Source organism: Bacteroides acidifaciens, assembly GCF_024623065.1.
GTDB classification, from domain to species: Bacteria; Bacteroidota; Bacteroidia; order Bacteroidales; family Bacteroidaceae; genus Bacteroides; species Bacteroides acidifaciens.
On sequence record NZ_JANJZR010000004.1, the window covers coordinates 116,671 to 135,291 of the forward strand.

Annotated in this window: 12 protein-coding genes and 2 pseudogenes; 8 read left to right on the forward strand and 6 right to left on the reverse strand. The window is 44.4% G+C overall.

Translation table 11 applies throughout. The annotated features are described in order from the left end of the window. Positions 1-69: 69 nt before the first annotated feature. Complete coding sequence (locus tag NSB03_RS02110) at positions 70-1,581, reverse strand: NAD(P)H-hydrate dehydratase (protein WP_242357364.1); 1,512 nt, start codon at positions 1,579-1,581, stop codon at positions 70-72. A 740-nt stretch (positions 1,582-2,321) separates the two neighbouring features. On the opposite strand from NSB03_RS02110, the gene hpt reads away from it, so the two are divergent. The 5 genes from hpt (at position 2,322) to NSB03_RS02135 (ending at position 6,532) form a co-directional block, all read left to right on the forward strand. Continuing rightward, positions 2,322-2,858, forward strand: coding sequence for a hypoxanthine phosphoribosyltransferase (gene hpt / locus NSB03_RS02115; RefSeq protein WP_024986256.1), 537 nt, complete (start codon positions 2,322-2,324; stop codon positions 2,856-2,858). Between the two features lie 59 nt (positions 2,859-2,917). Further along, on the forward strand, positions 2,918-3,487 hold the full coding sequence (locus NSB03_RS02120) for an adenylate kinase (RefSeq protein ID WP_024986255.1): 570 nt from the start codon (positions 2,918-2,920) through the stop codon (positions 3,485-3,487). An 88-nt stretch (positions 3,488-3,575) separates the two neighbouring features. Next, complete coding sequence (gene obgE, locus NSB03_RS02125; RefSeq protein ID WP_024986254.1) at positions 3,576-4,739, forward strand: GTPase ObgE; 1,164 nt, start codon at positions 3,576-3,578, stop codon at positions 4,737-4,739. Continuing rightward, complete coding sequence (gene pgeF, locus NSB03_RS02130) at positions 4,736-5,560, forward strand: peptidoglycan editing factor PgeF (RefSeq protein ID WP_024986253.1); 825 nt, start codon at positions 4,736-4,738, stop codon at positions 5,558-5,560. Before obgE ends, pgeF begins: the two co-directional genes overlap by 4 nt. A gap of 306 nt (positions 5,561-5,866) precedes the next feature. Then, positions 5,867-6,532 (forward strand): B3/B4 domain-containing protein, encoded by a 666-nt coding sequence (locus NSB03_RS02135; protein WP_024986252.1) that lies wholly within the window; start codon positions 5,867-5,869, stop codon positions 6,530-6,532. 68 nt (positions 6,533-6,600) lie between these two features. Here the strand turns inward: NSB03_RS02135 and NSB03_RS02140 are convergent, their stop codons facing one another. After that, entirely contained in the window at positions 6,601-8,241 is a 1,641-nt protein-coding gene (locus NSB03_RS02140) for a beta-N-acetylhexosaminidase (RefSeq protein WP_257466186.1), read from the reverse strand. Positions 8,242-8,396: 155 nt separating this feature from the next. Between NSB03_RS02140 and NSB03_RS02145 the strand changes: the two genes are divergently transcribed. Then, complete coding sequence (locus NSB03_RS02145) at positions 8,397-10,619, forward strand: beta-N-acetylglucosaminidase (RefSeq protein ID WP_024986251.1); 2,223 nt, start codon at positions 8,397-8,399, stop codon at positions 10,617-10,619. A gap of 104 nt (positions 10,620-10,723) precedes the next feature. Here the strand turns inward: NSB03_RS02145 and NSB03_RS02150 are convergent. Next, positions 10,724-11,159 (reverse strand): annotated as a pseudogene (locus tag NSB03_RS02150) (AraC family ligand binding domain-containing protein); the annotation flags it as partial. Here NSB03_RS02150 and NSB03_RS02155 point away from each other — a divergent pair. Next, a pseudogene (locus NSB03_RS02155) lies at positions 11,155-11,450 on the forward strand (hypothetical protein); the annotation flags it as partial. The pseudogenes NSB03_RS02150 and NSB03_RS02155 sit on opposite strands and share 5 nt — an antisense overlap. A 191-nt stretch (positions 11,451-11,641) precedes the next feature. Here the strand turns inward: NSB03_RS02155 and NSB03_RS02160 are convergent. From NSB03_RS02160 to NSB03_RS02170, 3 genes are all read right to left on the reverse strand, one after another. Continuing rightward, a complete protein-coding gene (locus NSB03_RS02160) occupies positions 11,642-12,793 on the reverse strand; it encodes a lactonase family protein (RefSeq protein ID WP_128824217.1) in 1,152 nt (383 codons plus the stop codon). Positions 12,794-12,816: 23 nt separating this feature from the next. After that, a complete protein-coding gene (locus NSB03_RS02165) occupies positions 12,817-15,657 on the reverse strand; it encodes a beta-glucosidase (RefSeq protein WP_024986249.1) in 2,841 nt (946 codons plus the stop codon). A 396-nt stretch (positions 15,658-16,053) separates the two neighbouring features. Further along, the gene (locus tag NSB03_RS02170) at positions 16,054-16,494 is read right to left on the reverse strand and encodes a DUF6078 family protein (RefSeq protein WP_024986248.1); all 441 of its coding nucleotides are present in this window, start codon (positions 16,492-16,494) and stop codon (positions 16,054-16,056) included. Positions 16,495-17,300: 806 nt separating this feature from the next. Between NSB03_RS02170 and NSB03_RS02175 the strand changes: the two genes are divergently transcribed. Further along, positions 17,301-18,542 (forward strand): site-specific integrase, encoded by a 1,242-nt coding sequence (locus tag NSB03_RS02175; protein WP_024986247.1) that lies wholly within the window; start codon positions 17,301-17,303, stop codon positions 18,540-18,542. The last annotated feature ends 79 nt before the right edge of the window (positions 18,543-18,621 follow it).

Below are 18,621 nucleotides of genomic sequence, written 5' to 3' on the forward strand. Positions count from 1 at the left end.
GGTTCTTTTTTAACTGGTTTTGAAAACAAAGTTAATGAAGTTATTGAAAAAAGGGTAAGTTCTTAACTTTTATTCGCTTACAAGTCGCCATGCTGTCGGCAGACAGGTGACAATATCGCTTGCGATCATTCCGATCATGCCTTGTTTCTTTTGAGCGACATCGCCCGCCAATCCGTGAATGTACGTGCCGATTTTAGCGGCTTCCTCGGTGGGATAACCTTGGGCGAGCAGCGCCAAGATTACTCCGGTCAGTACGTCACCGCTACCTCCGGTTGCCATTCCCGGATTTCCGGTCGGGTTGAAGAAACATTTACCTTCGGGGGTGATGATGGCGGAGTAGGCTCCTTTTAAGATAATGTGGACATGGGCGGTACGCGCCAGTTCGCAAGCCTTCATCAGACGTTCGTAAGAGTCTTGGCATTTGCCGGTCAGACGTTCCAGTTCTTTCGGATGCGGGGTGAGGATGGAACCCTTCGGCAGGTGGGTAAGGGCATGGCGGTGGTTGGCGAGGATATTAAGAGCGTCGGCATCCACTACAACAGGAGTCTGGCAATGTTCCAGTTGCTCCAACAAGGCAGCTTCCGTTTCCTCGTTTCGTCCCAGTCCCGGACCGATGCCGACTGCTTGATAGTCGTCCGTGTCGGTCGGTACGGCAAAACAGGTTTCGTTGATGTCGGTTTCTACGATTGCTTCGGGTATGGAGGTCTGCAAGATGTCGTTGTTGCACATGGGTGCATGAACAGTCAGCAACCCTACTCCCGAACGGAGGCAGGCGCGGGCAGCGAGAACAGAGGCTCCTGCCATTCCTTTCGAACCGGCAATCAATAGTGCATGGCCGAAGTTTCCTTTGTGGGCAAACTGTTTGCGTGGCTTGATGAGTGAACGGATTTCCTCTATTTCCAACATTTCGTAGTTCGTTTCCATCTCTTCAATGCCGTCTTCGCTCAATTGGATGTCCAGCACTTCCCATTCTCCGACAAATTCCGTGTTCTCTGCGAAAAGAAAGGCGAGCTTCGGCAGTTGCAGACTGAAAGTCACATCGGCACGGATAATATTAGCTTTTACGTTGAATGTATTTTCTTCTCCCATCAGTCCGGAAGGGATGTCGATGGCTACTACCATGGCAGGAGAGGAATTGATGTATTTCACTACGGCAGCGAATCCTCCGCTCAACGGTTTGTTCAGACCTGAACCGAATAATCCGTCGATTACCAGATGGTCGGGCGTCAGAGCGGGAGGTACGAATTGGGTGCTGATTTCGTGGAATTTTATTTCTTCCATCATTTCTACCAGTTCTTTATTGGTCTGGCAGTCGGGTGAAAGTTCTCCTTTCGTGTTGAAGAGAAATACTTCGATTTTATATCCTTTTTCAGCCATCATGCGGGCTACGGCGAGTGCGTCTCCGCCATTATTCCCCGGTCCGGCAAAGATAGTGACCGGCGTTTCCGTATTCCATCTGTCTGTGATGGCTTTTGTTAATGCGGTTGCTGCACGTTCCATCAGATCGATTGATGCAATAGGTTCGTTCTCAATGGTATAAGCGTCCAATTTCTTGATACTGCTGCTTGGAAATATTTTCATTGCGATGTTCTTTTAGTTTTCGGATTACAAATGTACATGATTCTTCTGACTTTTCCCGTTTGTTGTGGGAAGAAAACCATCTTTACAGGCATTTATTTCTCAGGCTTTCCTGCGAAAGATTTCTTCATTGCATTTCTCATATTCTCATAGTTTTTAGATAAATGGAAGATAATCAAATAGATATCTTATGAGAAATACTTTTCCAAAACGGTGTTTCTCATAAGTTTTCTCCTATTTTAGCTCAAAATCCACCTTATTCTCATAGTGTTTCAGGGTATTTCTCATAGTCAAATTGGATAAAATAACGGCTTCTTGCTTGAAGATGCTCCTTAGTTTCGATTGTCCCATATATTGTGGGAAAGTATTCCCGCGTATTAAGAGAAAACTTTCCCACAAAATGAGGGAATATTTTCCCAAGCACTAGGGAATACTTTCCCAAGCAGTAGGGAATCTTTTCCCATAATATGTGGGACTAAGCCACTGTGTATGGAAGCAAGCAAAAGGAATGCATGATTCTATTTATTCAATGCCCGCTTCCGGCACACTACACTATGAGAAATGAAAATGAAAAAACAATGTAGTGGATCATCAGGATTTATGCTGTTTGATAAGAACTTTCTTTTTTGGGGAAGCATCTAATCTACTTTTTCTGTACCTTCTCTCAAAGAAATTACAGAAGATGATGCACGAGGTAGAATAAAAAATCGTATTTTTGCAAGGTTATTTTTAAATTACCGGTTATGGATACCATTCAGATAAAAGACAAATTGTTTACCGTTTCTATTAAGGAACAAGATATTCAGAAAGAAGTGATTCGCGTAGCGAACGAAATTAACCGCGATTTGGCAGGTAAGAATCCGCTTTTTCTTAGTGTGTTGAACGGTTCGTTCATGTTTACTGCTGATTTACTGAAGCACATCACCATCCCTTGTGAAATATCATTTGTGAAGTTGGCGTCTTATCAGGGCATCACCTCCACCGGAGTGATTAAAGAGGTAATCGGCCTGAATGAAGACATTGCCGGACGTACCATTGTGATCGTAGAAGATATCGTAGACACAGGACTGACGATGCAGCGACTGCTCGAAACATTAGGTACACGCAATCCCGAAGCTATCCATATCGCTTCTCTGTTGGTGAAACCTGAAAAGCTCAAGGTAAACCTCAACATTGAATATGTAGCGATGGAAATCCCGAACGACTTTATCGTAGGTTACGGACTGGATTATGATGGTTTCGGACGTAATTATCCCGATATTTATACAGTAGTAGATTAATGTTAAATAGGTACCAGTTTAAATGGTAAATAGTAAATCGTTAAATTGTAAATAACAAAATGTTGAACATCGTAATTTTCGGTGCTCCGGGTTCAGGAAAAGGAACACAGAGCGAACGTATCGTAGAAAAGTATGGAATCAATCACATCTCGACAGGAGATGTATTGCGTGCTGAAATCAAGAATGGCACAGAACTGGGTAAAACAGCTAAAGGTTACATCGACCAAGGCCAATTGATTCCTGATGAATTAATGATTGATATTCTGGCAAGCGTATTCGACAGCTTCAAAGATAGCAAAGGGGTAATTTTCGACGGTTTCCCAAGAACAATTGCACAGGCAGAAGCATTAAAGAAAATGTTGGCAGAGAGAGGACAGGACGTTTCTATAATGCTTGACTTGGAGGTTCCGGAAGAAGAACTGATGGTACGTCTTATTAAACGTGGCAAGGATTCCGGTCGTGCTGATGATAACGAAGAAACAATCAAAAAACGTCTGCACGTATATCATTCGCAGACTGCTCCACTGATCGACTGGTACAAGAACGAAAAGAAATACCAACACATCAACGGCTTGGGCAGTATGGAAGGTATCTTCGCTGAAATCTGCGAAGCAGTAGATAAATTGTAATAATACAATATTATAAATAAATAAGTCAGTAGCCGGAGTGTGCTAATTAACAGCTCTGACTACTGACTACTTTAACTCTTAAAAAAATATGGCTGAATCGAATTTTGTTGATTACGTAAAGATATACTGTCGCTCGGGTAAGGGCGGAAGAGGCTCTACGCACATGAGGCGCGAGAAATATTGTCCTAACGGAGGTCCCGACGGGGGCGATGGTGGCAGAGGAGGTCATATCATCTTGCGCGGTAACCGTAATTACTGGACATTGCTGCACTTGAAGTATGACCGTCACGCAATGGCCGGTCATGGTGAATCGGGGAGCAAAGGACGTAGTTTCGGAAAAGACGGTGCGGATAAAATAATAGAAGTACCCTGCGGAACAGTAGTTTACAATGCCGAAACCGGAGAGTATCTTTGTGACGTGACAGAAGACGGACAGGAAGTGATTTTGCTCAAAGGCGGTCGCGGCGGTCTGGGTAACTGGCATTTCAAGACGGCAACCCGCCAGGCTCCGCGTTTTGCGCAGCCGGGAGAGCCGATGCAGGAAATGACCGTTATCATGGAGCTGAAACTGCTTGCCGATGTCGGTCTGGTAGGTTTCCCGAATGCGGGAAAGTCAACTCTGCTTTCTTCCATTTCGGCTGCCAAACCGAAAATTGCCGATTACCCGTTTACTACGCTCGAACCCAACTTGGGTATCGTTTCCTATCACGATGGAAAATCCTTTGTGATGGCGGACATACCGGGTATTATCGAAGGAGCCAGTCAGGGAAAAGGTTTGGGACTGCGTTTTCTGCGTCATATCGAACGTAATTCATTACTGCTGTTTATGGTTCCGGCAGACAGCGACGATATTCGTAAGGAATATGATATCCTGCTGAACGAATTGCGTACCTTCAATCCAGAAATGTTGGACAAGCAACGTGTGTTGGCCATCACCAAGAGCGATATGCTCGATCAGGAGTTGATGGACGAGATTGAACCTACATTGCCGGAAGGCATTCCACATGTATTCATATCTTCTGTTTCCGGTTTGGGCATCTCGGTATTGAAAGACATCCTTTGGGAAGAGCTGAACAAGGAAAGCAATAAGATAGAAGCTATCGTTCACCGCCCGAAAGACGTGACCCGCCTGCAACAGGAACTCAAAGACATGGGCGAAGATGAAGACATCGTTTATGAATATGAGGAAGATGGTGACGATGATATCGATGACCTCGATTATGAATACGAAGAAGATTGGGAAGATAAATGATTTCACTCACAGAAGATAATAGGATGTTGGGGTATGAGTCGTTGCATTTGTACTCCGACATTTTTCATTTTGTAACTACCCGCCACGGAGGAGTAGGCGGGGGAACTTATGCATCGTTCAATTGTTCGCATTATTGTGGTGATGAGCCTGGAAACGTCCGCGAAAATCGGGCACGCCTTTTAGGGGGATTTCCGCAGCCCCCAATAGAATTGATAGTGCCTGTGCAGACGCATGGAGTGGAAATACTTCACATAGAGGATTCCTTTCATACCTTGCCTGCCGCAAGGAAAGAGGAACTCTTGCATGGGATAGACGCTGTGATGACTTCCGCCCCCGGATATTGCATCTGCGTCTCTACGGCAGACTGCGTGCCGGTATTGCTCTACGACCTTAAACATCGTGCGATAGCCGCCGTTCATGCCGGATGGCGGGGGACGGTGGCGTATATCCTTCATCGAACTTTGCAGCGGATGAACCGGTGCTTCGGTACGGAAGGCGGAGATGTGGTGGCGTGCATTGGTCCCAGCATTTCGCGGGAATCTTTTGAAGTAGGCGAAGAAGTGTACGAAGCGTTTCAACAGCATGACTTTGATATGTCTCGTATTTCTGTGTGGAACGAACGGACGCGAAAACATCACATCGACCTATGGGAAGCCAACCGGATACAGTTGCTGGACTTCGGAGTACCCGACAGCCGGATAGAACTGTCAGGCATTTGTACCTATACTCATTGTGACGAGTTTTTTTCTGCCCGTCGCTTAGGAATTCGTTCCGGACGTATCTTGTCCGGGATTATGTTGGCTTCGGCGCTTGAATTATAGGAGTGTGACAAACGTATCACGAACCTACAGCACAAAGCGAGAACGTCGTATTGTTTTATCCTTTCTGTGAAAAAAATGGCGATTTTTTGATATTTAGGATAAAAGCATAACGCTTTCTCTTTTTTTATATTAAAGCTGCTGTAAGAACCACTGTCCCTTGCAACTTTGCAAAGTTACTAAAAAATGAAACAACACGATTTGAGAGGGGAGATAAGGAGAATATAATTAATTGCTATTAAATTGAGACAAGATATTGAAACAAAAAACTTATTTTTGTGACTGAAGAACTCGGTTAAATATTTTATGATGTATACAATTACTGTTTCTCAGGAAATAAAAAACGCTTGTCCGGTTTTTGCCGGAGCGGCCATATATGCGGCAGTGAAGAACACCGCTTACTGCGAAGGACTTTGGAAGGAAATCCATGCTTTCACCGAACAACTGACTGCCACTACGCAAATGGAAGACATCAAACGTCAGCCGGTGATTGCAGCCACCCGCGAAGCGTACAAGCGTTGCGGAAAAGATCCCGGACGTTACCGTCCGTCAGCGGAAGCTTTGCGCCGTCGCCTGATGCGTGGAATTCCTTTGTACCAGATTGATACGTTGGTAGACCTTATCAACCTTGTTTCTCTCCGCACGGGACATTCGATCGGTGGTTTTGATGCCGATAAGATACAAGGTACGCGCCTTGAACTCGGTATCGGCAAAGCAGGAGAACCGTTTGAAGGTATCGGACGCGGTGTGCTGAATATCGAAGGGCTGCCCGTATATCGGGATTCTTTTGGCGGAATCGGAACGCCTACAAGCGACCATGAGCGTACGAAAATGGATGTCGGGACCACTCATATTCTTGCTATAGTCAACGGCTACAATGGAAAAGAAGGTTTGAAGGAAGCTGCCGAAATGATTCAGTCTTTATTAAAGGACTATGCGGAATCGGATGGAGGCGAACTTCTGTTTTTCGAATAGTTAGTTCTGGCTGCGGAAAAAGATGAGGACTGTCTGACTTTGAGACATCCCTCATCTTTAGAGTATGATTATTTCATGATATGTTTGCCGTAATTCCATCCTTTAAGTTCATACAGCATTGCATCCCGGCGAATCCGTGTCTTGAAGTCTTCGTAATTCCGTTTGTCTTGCGGAGTCCACCCCGCTTCGGCAACGGCGGCAAGGCGTGGTAGCATCAAGTATTCAAGGACAGAAGGGGTGGTCACCCATTCAGTCCAAAAGTTAGCCTGCACTCCTTTATAATAAGGTTGTAGTTTCTCGTCCACATCTTTCATCGGTTGGTAGTTATAGACGGCTTCTACTGTTTCCGTGCCATGTCCTTGCGACATAGGTTCGGTGGGCAGGTTCGATTGTTTACGGTTGATGTAGTAGGGGATTTGTGGAGTCAGGATAGTATGCATGCCGCGAGTGGCTGCCTGTCTGGCAGCCTGGTTGGCACCTACCCATGCCATGATGGTGATATCATTGCCTAGTATATCTGTGTTTCCGTGCAGCACTTCGTTCCAGAATATCAGTTGCCGTTGCTTGTCGGCAGGCTTGGTTGCCATGTAGTCTTTCAGTTGTTTGTAGAAGTAAATCTGTAAATCCTTGAAATTGTCGGAACCAATTTCTTTCAGGAGTCTTTTGCAATCTTCATTCTTTTTCCATTTGTCGGTAGGGCATTCGTCACCGCCCAGGTGGATGTAACCGAAGGGGAACAAGTCTGTGAGTTCGTCTATCACATCTTTGGCAAACTGCATGGCTTTCGGATGAGCTACGTTGATGACATCCGTTGAAATACCTTGACTCAGCCATACTTCGTGGGGATTCTCGGGGTCGCAGGATAGGAATTCAGGATAAGCGGCAACGGCGGCTTGCGAGTGTCCGGGAATATCTATTTCAGGAATGATTTCTATAAATCGTTGACGGGCGTAGTCTACAATTTCTTTAATATCTTTCCGGCTATAGAATCCGCCGTAGCGTTCGGTATCCGTTTTCACACTGCCGTATGTCAGGGTGTTGCTGTTTCTCCATGCGCCGATTTCCGTCAGTCGGGGATATTTTTTTATTTCAATTCTCCATCCTTGGTCTTCTGTAAGGTGCCAGTGGAAGCGGTTCATTTTGTAGGTTGCCATCATGTCAATAACTCTTTTTATTTCATCCTTCCCGAAGAAATGTCTGCCTTCGTCCAACATGAATCCTCTCCATTCGAAGCGGGGGGTATCTTTGATACTGACAGCGGGGATGCTCCATTCTTCGTGACTGGGGGCGGGAACGCCTGCCATTACGTTGCGGGGCATCAGTTGTTTCAATGTTTGCAGTGCATAGTAAAAACCGGCAGGGCGTGCTGCCTCAATCCGGATTTGTTTGGTAGAAACATTGAGGTGGTAACCTTCGGCGGGTAATTGGCGGTTCAGCTCCAAGATGATGGCAGCTTCCGCATCCCGACGGGTAGGGGAAATACGGATATCGGTTGCCTTCCGGAACTCGTTCTTGAAAGCATCGAAGAGGATACGGACACTGTCTCCCTGATAAGGTGGGACTTTAGCTTTGAGTCGATTGTCGAATTTGAAGCATCCCTCCTCTACCGTGAGATGGGCCGGGCGGGGAATGATGGCAATTTCTTGTGCTGTTAGCATCGTACATACGCAGATGAACAATGATAATGATAAAAGGTGTTTGTTTTTCATATTCGTAAGAATGTGGTTTTGTAATTCTTAAATAACATTCGAAGATAGGAATAATAAATCAGAAATACGCAAGTTTGTGAATATTTTGTTTGTTCAAATTGATAAATTGATGTTATCTTTGTATCAAAGATAACTAACCCTCATTATTACTATTTATGAAGAACAGCAAGATTTACTTTTTAGGAGCTTGTCTCTCGTGTGCCCTCACTGCATTCTCGCAGAATATTAGCTTGCAACCTGCTCCCCAAGAGCTTATTACCCGTGACAAAACCGTTGCTCTGCCCGCCATCTACCAATTGGTAGGTGAAAAAGAAGCAAATCCGCATGCAGTGGAAATTCTCAAAGAGTTGCTTCATGGCAAGCAAAGCACCAAGAACGGACTCCGTATCTATATCGGTGAGAAAGGAGACAAGAGCATACGGAAGTATAGCCGCCTGATTCCCAATTGCGATGAAGCCTATTACTTGTCGGTAACCGATAAGGAAATCGTTCTGGCAGGAAATGACGAACGGGGCACTTACTACGCTTTGCAGACTTTTGTGCAACTGCTGAAAGATGGAAAATTGCCGGAAGTGGAGATTAAGGATTATCCTTCCATCCGTTACCGTGGTGTAGTAGAAGGATTTTATGGAACTCCCTGGAGCCATCAGGCACGACTTCGCCAATTGAAGTTTTATGGAGAGAATAAGATGAATACTTATATATACGGCCCGAAAGACGATCCGTATCATAGTGCTCCCAACTGGCGTCTGCCTTATCCTGAAAAAGAAGCTGCACAGTTGCAGGAATTGGTAAAAGTCGCCGGCGAGAACGAAGTCGATTTTGTATGGGCCATCCATCCGGGACAGGACATCAAATGGAATCAGGAAGACCGGGACTTGTTACTTGCCAAATTTGAGAAGATGTACCAGCTTGGTGTCCGTTCGTTTGCCGTATTCTTTGATGATATTTCCGGCGAAGGAACGAATCCTCGGAAACAAGCGGAACTACTGAACTATATTGATGATAATTTCGTGAAAGTAAAGTCGGATGTGACTCCCCTTGTCATGTGTCCTACGGAATATAACAAAAGCTGGTCTAATCCGAAAGGCAATTATCTCACTACGCTTGGTGAGAAACTGAATCCTTCCATCCAAATAATGTGGACAGGCGATCGTGTCGTTTCGGATATTACCCGTGACGGCATCAACTGGATTAACGAGCGTATCAAGCGTCCGGCCTATATTTGGTGGAACTTCCCTGTATCCGATTATGTACGCGATCATTTGTTGCTCGGACAAGTTTACGGTAATGATACTTCAATAGCCAACGAGATGGCAGGATTTGTCACCAATCCGATGGAACATGCGGAAGCATCGAGGATTGCCATTTTCAGTGTAGCAAGTTATGCATGGAATCCGACTAAATACGATACATGGAAAACATGGAAAGACGCTATCCGCAACATCCTGCCGGGAGCGGCCGCCGAACTGGAATGTTTTGCCATGCATAATTCCGACCTGGGTCCCAATGGGCACGGTTACCGTCGGGAAGAATCTATGGACATCCAGCCAGCTGTAGAACGCTTCCTCAAAAGCTATGTCAAAGACGGCAGTTATGAAAAGGCCGACTTTGAAACCTTGCAGAATACGTTTGAACGTATGGGAGAAGCGAGCGATATTCTGCTGACAAATACGGAGAACGAACCGCTTATTAAAGAAATTACTCCCTGGCTATATCAGTTCAAGCTGATGGGAGAACTAGGTGAAGAAGTCTTGAAGTTGGTGGTAGCCCAACAACAAGATTCACAACCTTATTTTTTACGTAAATATAATCATGTCAAGTCTTTGCAGCAGCAAATGTTCCATACCGATCAGAACTACAATCAGAATCCTTATCAGCCGGGAGTGAAGGTTGCTTCAAAAATTATCAAACCGTTGATTGATGAACTGTTTGTAACGGCTGTGAACCGCTATAATCAAAAGACAGGAAACCGACTGGATGCTACTACAAATTATATGCCTCATAAGTTAGTTAGCAATGTGGAACAGATAAAGAATCTGCCATTGCAGGTCAAGGCCGACCGGATACTTATCTCACCGTCCAATGAAGTTGTGAAATGGGCAGCGGGAAATACTGTGGAAATAGAGTTGGATAATGTTTATCCTGGAGAAAATATCAGTATTAACTTTGGTAAAAAAGAACCGTGCACATGGGGGCGTTTTGAAGTTTCCGTAGATGGTAAGGAATGGAAAACAATAGAATTAGCACAGAAGGATGCCCGTCTGAGTGCAAGTCTACAAAAAACTCCAGTTAAGTTTATCCGGTTTACTAATGTCAGCAATGAAGAGCAACAGGTTTATTTGCGCCAGTTCATTCTGGTTGTTGAAAAGAAATAATCCAGTTATATAGAGAGCATTATTAAATAAAAAAGCTGTGTCCGGTTTTGAAAAGAAGATTCCGTTGACACAGCTTTCTTTTTCAATTCTTTCCGAAAAGTATATTACCCTTTCTTCGACTTGCGGTATTCCCGTGGCGACATTCCCATGATTTTGCTGAATAGACGGGAGAAGTAAGTCAGTGGGCTATGCCCCGTTTTCTTTCATATGATGAATCGCTAGTTCGCTTACATTTTCGTCTTCCTGCTGCATCATTATTTGCAGTTGCATTGTGAAATTGTTGTATATATCGCAATGTTCCCAAATAGAAATGAAACATAGAGAATGCATAACGCAGGTTCTCATTACTATAACCATTCTTCAAAGTATTGAATATCTCTTCAAATAAATTGATTCGTGTACAATAGTCCATGGACACGATTTGTCGGAAGCATAGGCATGAGGAGCTCCCGCAGGGAGAATAAAATACTGGTTGGCGGATACCGTATATTCCTGTTCGCCGATGCGGTACCATCCGGATCCGTCTATACAATAATTGAAGCTCGGGCGTATGGATGAGGCTAACGGTCGCTTTCATAAATTGACCTCTTACGGCGAAAAACACTTGTTTGACAAGATTAAAATGGATTATTTTGCAGTATCTCTACCCGACTTGTTGATTTGGGAGGATGACTTGACGATAAGGAACGTAATTCACTGCAAATATATGATGGCATTAGGATATTGGGGGTTGAACCAGAAGGAGAAATCCGTCCGGTTATTAAGTGAGGTAGAAAGATTGGACATTAAAATCATCAGGGGATTCAGGCTTTTAGAAGCCTGATAGGATAAGAACATTATTAGGGAAGTACAAATTCTCGATTATTCTCACTACGATGAGAAAAAATACTCATAGTAGTGAGAACTTTTTCTCATTGCAATGAGAATTTTCCCCCATCGTGGTGAGAATAACCTCTTGCTTGAATAGGCTGTGGCTATCTTTTGTTCGTTAGTTATACTTTTGTATGTTAGTTATACTGTAGTTACGGCACAAATTTCAGACAGACAGGTTTGTCTACTTTTATATCCTTCTGTATATCGGTCAATAATCCCGTATCCGCATCCCTTTCATAAACCTGAATCGCATTACTATCCCTGCAAGCCACCAACAGATATTTTCCATTGGGCGTAATGATGAAGTTACGCGGATGAATCCCTGTCAATTGATAACCTGTTTTCGTTAACTTCCCGTTTTCGGAGTCGATACGGAAGATAGCGATACCGTCCGCCTTCAGCCGGTTACTGGCATATAGGAACTTACCGTCCGGGCTGATATGAATATCACCGCTTCCTTTTGCTCCGACTGTGTCGGCGGCTATTGTCTGAATCTCTTTCAAGTTTCCATCCTTATATTCGAAAGCGATTACCGTGCCCGAAAGTTCGTTTATCAGATAAGCATAGTTGCCATTCGGGGCAAATGTCAGATGTCGGGGGCCTGAACCGGCTTCCACTGTGAAAGCGGCAGGAGAACCCTCTTTGAGAAAACGTTCTTTGTTCTCTGCATTTGCGTCCGGATTAATGATAAACTTATGTATCTGGTCTGTCCCTAAATTATCGGCAAACAGGTATTTACCGTCCGGAGTAATACGGACACAATGCAAGTGTGACTTTTCCTGCCGTTCTTTGTCGGCTCCCGAACCTTCGAATTTTATAATATCGGAAGCGGGCAGGAGTGAACCATCTTTTGCAATGGGAAAAACGGAGATGCTGCCGCCACTATAATTGGCGGTTATCACATTCTTTCCATTCGTGATGATATAGCAAGGGTCTTCGCCACCGGTTTTCTGTGAGTTCAGCAATTTGAAAGTCCCTTTTTCCTTATCGAAGGCAAATGCGTTGGCGGCAGCCTGTTCATTATTGAACTCACTGACTGCATACACAAATTTCCCGTCGGCAGAAGATACGAGATAAGAGGGATTTTCTACTTCTGCTTCACTGAGTGCAGTGGCTGTCCCCGTTTCTTCATCGAAACGGAAGCTGTAAATTCCTTTACTGTCTCCTGCGGTATATGTACCTACAAGCATTGTTAACTCTTGATTCACTGGTTCGGAACTTTCAGTCCGGGCAGTCTTTTTTGATGTGCAACTGATGGTGGTCATACTGATTATACAGATAGTGGCGATAAATTTTATCATATGGATTGTTTGGGTATTGGTTATTACTTCTTTAATTGAGGCAGTTTTACCTCTGCTACTCCCACCCGGTCACTGCCTAATACAATGCGTAAATCGCTGGCGGTAGTACCTTTGAAACGGAAGTCCAACAGTTTGTTGTACTCTTTCACTGTGCCGGAATATACAGTGAGGAATTGCCCGCCGCCACTGGATAGTTGTATCTCAAAGTCTGCCTCCGGCCCGTTCTCGCGGGAGAAGGCAATGGATACCCCGTCTATTTTGGCTCCGTTCTGCAAGGCAAAGGTAATGTAATCTCCTTTATTGCCTTCCCAGGACGTAGTTAAATTATTGTCAATTACCTTATCGGCTGTTTCTGTGTTGGTGCTGGCGCTGACAGGACTACTGTCTTTGGCAGTGTTTGCAGCAGGTGTTTGCCCCGGTTCAACAACAGTCAGCGTTCCGTTCAGGCGAATATCGGTAGAAGAGGCTCCCAGCATCAATGTGAAATCACCCGGTTCTACTACCCAATGCATATTGGCATTCAATAACTCCAGTGCCTTGCGGTCGACGGGGAAAGTGATTTCTTTTGTCTCGCCCGGTTTCAGATGTACCCGTTCAAAGCCGGCGAGGTTCTTCTCATAAGTGGTGACGCTGCTCAGTACATCACGCACATACAGTTGCACTACTTCGTCTCCTGCCCGTTTTCCGGTATTGGTCACTTTACAAGAGACATAAGTCTTCTGGTTGGGAGTGATAATGGCCGGAGAGATTTTCAAGCCGGAATATTCGAAAGTGGTATAACTCAGCCCGTATCCGAAAGGATATAATGCACCGTTGGCGCGAGACATATTGCCGTCCGCTCCCGGATTCTTGCCGCCATCAATCTGGGAAGAGGGTTTGCAAGGGAAGTTGAAGGGTATTTGACCTACGGTTTTGGGGAAAGTTACAGTCAGTTTACCACCGGGATTATAATCCCCAAAGAGTACATCTGCTACTGCTATCCCACCTTTAGACCCCGGATACCATGCTTCAAGAATAGCCGGGACAAACTTGTCTGCCCAATTGATAGATAAGGGACGTCCGTTGATAAGAACCAGTATGACAGGCTTGCCGGTGGCCACTACCGCTTTTAGTAAATCGAGTTGGCGGCCGGGTAAGTCGAGACTGCTACGGGATTTGTTCTCCCCGCACGTACGTTGTCCGCCACCTAATACTACGATTGCTACATCTGCCTGTTTTGCCTGACCGACAGCTTTGTCTATTTCCTTTTGCTCTTCATCCGTCAGAGGATAGTCAATCAATTCGGATTCCGGCCAGTTGGCATCTACCAGGTCGCAGCCTTTCGTATAAAGTATATCCGCTTTGCCTTTCATCTTTTCCTGAATACCCTTTAGGACAGAAGTAACCTCTACTGCCAAAGGACCGTAATGAGTCAGCGCATACGAACGTTCATCCGCATTCGGCCCGCAGACTGCTATCTTTCGGATACTTGATGCATCCAGCGGCAGCACATTCTTATCGTTTTTCAAGAGTACGATAGATTCGCGGGAGGCTTGCAAAGCGACTTCCTCGTTTTCTTTCCTTTCTACTTCTTCATCCGCTCCTTTCAAATCTGTCTGATAAGGATTATCGAATAAGCCGACAAGGAACTTCACTCTCAGAATATCGCGTACACGGTCATTGATGACTTCTTCGCTCAATCCGCCTTCTTTCACCAGCTCCCTTAACGGCAATACATACGAATCCGGCGAGCGGAACGTACAACGCACATTCAGTCCGGCTTCCACACTTTGGCGAACAGCTTCTTTCATATCTTTGGCAGTCCTGTGTTTGGTATAAAGATATTCTACGGCATCACTGTCCGAAACCACATATCCACGGAATCCCATTTCACCGCGCAAGCGGGTAGTCAGCCAGTAATAGCTGCTCTGAATCGGAAAGCCGTCATAGTCGTTATAAGAACTCATCACACCGAGCAATCCCGCTTCGCGGATAACTCTTTTAAAAGGGTAGACATGGAGCATCTCCACTTCGCGTGGTGACATCTGCGGGTCTACACGAGCCATTCCTTCACGTGCGCCTTTATTGTTGCTATAAGCGATAAAGTGTTTTCCGGTAGCTGCTACCTGGTGATTGTGCTGCATGCCTTTCACCATTTTTATTCCTAATTCCGCAACCAGATAAGGAGATTCCCCATACACTTCTTCATAGCGTCCCCACCGCTGGTCGCGTCCTACATCGAGTATCGGGGCATATACATTGGTATATCCCAGCATGCGGGCTTCACGTCCGGTAATCAGTCCTACCTGGTGAATAAGTTGCCGGTTCCATGTATGTCCCAATCCCAGTTGGGTCGGAAAATTGGTAGCCTTATAACTCTCCACTCCGCGAATTCCCTCGTTGGTAAAGTCCGCAGGAATCCCGAGCCGTGTTTCTTCAACGAAGAAACGTTGCACTTCATTCAGTGCCCAGGCATGTTTAGAGGCCGGCCATACATATTCGTTGTCCGACGGTGGAAGTCCCCATTGCTGGAAACCGTTCAGATGCTCGTCAATGGCACCGATACCGTCTTTCCAGAGTTGGCTTTTCCATTCGGGAGTAGGCAAATCATCTTTCAAAACCCGTTTGTACCCGTATAGGGTCACCATTTGGCATGTTTTCTCTTCCAATGTCATCCGGCTGAGCAAATCTTCTATACGTGCTTCGATAGGTGCCGTCGGGTCTTCGTAGATATCTTTGACACCGTTCTTGTTGAAATCTATCCATCCTTTCTTGTACATTTCCGTACGGACGGGTTTGTAAACAGTTGGTATTTTAGTCGTTTTCTGTGCCGGGAGGATTGCACAACTTCCTAAAAATAAACCGGTAAGTAAGAGTTTCTTCATGATATCTTTTTGTGTTAAGAATAAATTTACCCCGTAAAGATAGTGTTTTGATATAGGATTTTGATAATGTCGTCTTGTATTTTTAGTGTAGTTATTCCGAAATATCGGTGATTTTATTTAAAGTTGTATAACTTAAGATTTAAAGAATACATGGAGCAAGGCAAAGCGTGATAAAGATATATAGTTGTTTGTTAGAATGTTACAGTTTCCTTGCTGTTTCCCTTATTGGATACGTTCGTTTCCCTACGGGGGCACGATGGTTTCCCTATGGGGATACGCCCGTGTCTCTACGAGGAAACGGGCGTTTCCTTATAGGGAAACCACCATGGTTCTAAAGGGATATAACAGTGTTCTCTGTAGAAACGGAAATTTCTTCCGAAGACATGACAGGAACGACTAAGCGTTCCAGTTGTATTCTTCTATATAACCGTCGAAATAGTCATCCAGTACTACCCCCAGTTCTTTAGCAACGTTTATGACATGTATCTGTTCGGCAGGAGTGATTTTCAGTGCTCCCCGGCGTTTCAAGTAGTAATTCTTGCGTCCGAAGTAGCTAATCATCCGGTAGCGGAACGTACTTGCCATCCGCACGGTGAGTGCGTTTGCCGTGCGTGTAAAGCCAAGTGCAAAGCGGGTTTTCTCGTTCGAACAATAGTAATCACATTTACCTTTTCCGGCTGATATCCGGTTAGGGTTCATCATCGGCAGGAAAATTCTGTTGATGGGAGCATACTGCATGGCAATCCGGCGCAGGCAGGTTGAGGCTTTCGGGCAGTTTTCGGCGGCGCACAGGCCGAAGGAGTAGGGGACTTCGGAGAAGTCGAAATGAGAAGTCATTATTTTATGGATGTTGATTGGTTATTTATTGTCGGCAAAGGTACTAAACTATGCCGGAAACGAGCAAGAAAGAGTCTGATTTTTCATAAAATTTGCTTGAATAGGATGAAAGCACTGAGCATAAAACAAATATGTTCCCAAAAGTGCATATCCCCATACTTTAGAGAGTTTTAATAGTTTATTGTTCAAACTACTAATAATATTATGAAGAAACTTTATTTTATCATGTTGTTACTCTTCTTCTTTTCCAATAACAGCCCAAATGATGCAAGTGCAAGGGCAACTTCGGTTCAACTATCTCGGCTACAAAGAGATGACATTGACCTTATATCCGGCAAAGGAATCATTCTACCCGTGCCCGGTTGTGCCATGCCTGTAATGGGTGGAAATGTTAATGATTTCCGGAGTTTCATAAGAAAAGCAACATTATATTTATTGGATTCAAATTTCCTGTGGTGCTATTTTCTATAGGAATATAGAATTTGTAATATTGGTTAATGACTTTTCGCCAATTCAAAATATTTAGTATCTTTGCAACCTCAGAAAGCGTTCTGAATAATCGCTATTCTGTCGAATGTATATTCTGGGGTTGACTGGATTTGAGGTTTTCTCATGGTAAACAATCAGAAAGAAAATCCAATGAAATCAATTAAAAGCCAAGTATTTATCGGGGTTTTGGAAGATTACAGCGACTTTTGCATCTTTCCATTTTTTGAGTATTTTTCTTTTATTTTCCGACTTTTGTCCACACGTTGTCCACACATCCGAAGTTCTTAACTTTGCGTCATAACATTAAAATATTGATTATGGCCAAAAAGAAATTGTACAAGACAGCGGATGAAATCATCGCCGGCTATTCCTTGACTTCAAGCAAGGTGCATCGTAAGGTCTACCTCGTCGGCAGACCATTGAAAACGGGCAATGTATCATTGGTGCGTTATCACAGTAGTGGCAGTGGAAAATTCCGTGTGCGAGAGCGCGAAACAACTGGAGTAATCCTATGCATAGAAAAGGATCAATCAGTCAAACTCGAGAATCAAGAGAAACTTAGATTACAGCAAGTGGTATGCGATACGCTAAATGCAGACCTGGAGCGTGAGGAAGCAGACTTCAAACCATTGCCAAAGACAAAGGTCTTGTTGTCTGATTATGCAAAGGAATTGGCAGAACGGTCGTTGAAGGAAACAGGTAATCGTCATAGTACCTATTCATCCATGAACTCACTTGCTCAGCATTCAGAACTATTCCGTCCACATAGTCAGCTTGGAGATATTGACAAGAAATGGTGTCTTCTCTTTATTGATCATCTCAAGCACAAGGCGTTGAATCTGAATTTTCAGCGATCCAAAGACCCGAATAAACGTAAAGAGGTACTTATAGGACAGAATTCTCAGAACCGACTTATTGCAACTCTCAACAACGCGCTGAATACGGCGGTAAGAGAATCGTTGATTGCTCACAACACAATGAACGAATTAAATTCGAAAGAGAAGGTTCCTGCAAAGAAAGGCACAAGAGAGTTTCTGTCTCATAAAGAGATCAACATGCTGATTAATACTCCATTCACTCATGGTAAGTATGACATCAAGCCTTCCTTCTTGTTCAGTTGCTATACCGGACTTCGTTGGAGTGACTTAAAGGCGATAACAAAGAGTGACATTCATACAGACGCAAATGGTAAGTATATTGACATTATAATGGTTAAGACCAAGCAGCATCTTAAGGTGTATGTACCTCAGGTTGCTTTGAATCTGCTCCCTCATGCGGTTGACAATAACACTCCTCTGTTCTGCCTTCCCAAGAATGATTATGCCAATGAGCGATTGGCTCTCTGGATAAAGGATGCTGGCATAGAGAAAAAGATAACCTATCATTGTGCACGCCATTCTAATGCAACCGTGTTGCTTAGTAGCGGCATTCCCATTGCTGTTGTAGCAAAGCAGTTGGGACATTTGAAGATTCAGACAACAGAAATCTACGCTAAAATCATGGATGAAGCTCAGGTAGGTGCTGCAAATAAGATGGACGAGTTGTTTAAATGGACTTAAAAAATATTATTGCTGTCCGATAAAACTCAAATAGCGCAATAAAGTATGGCTCGAACGCTGATTTTACGGTGTTCGAGTC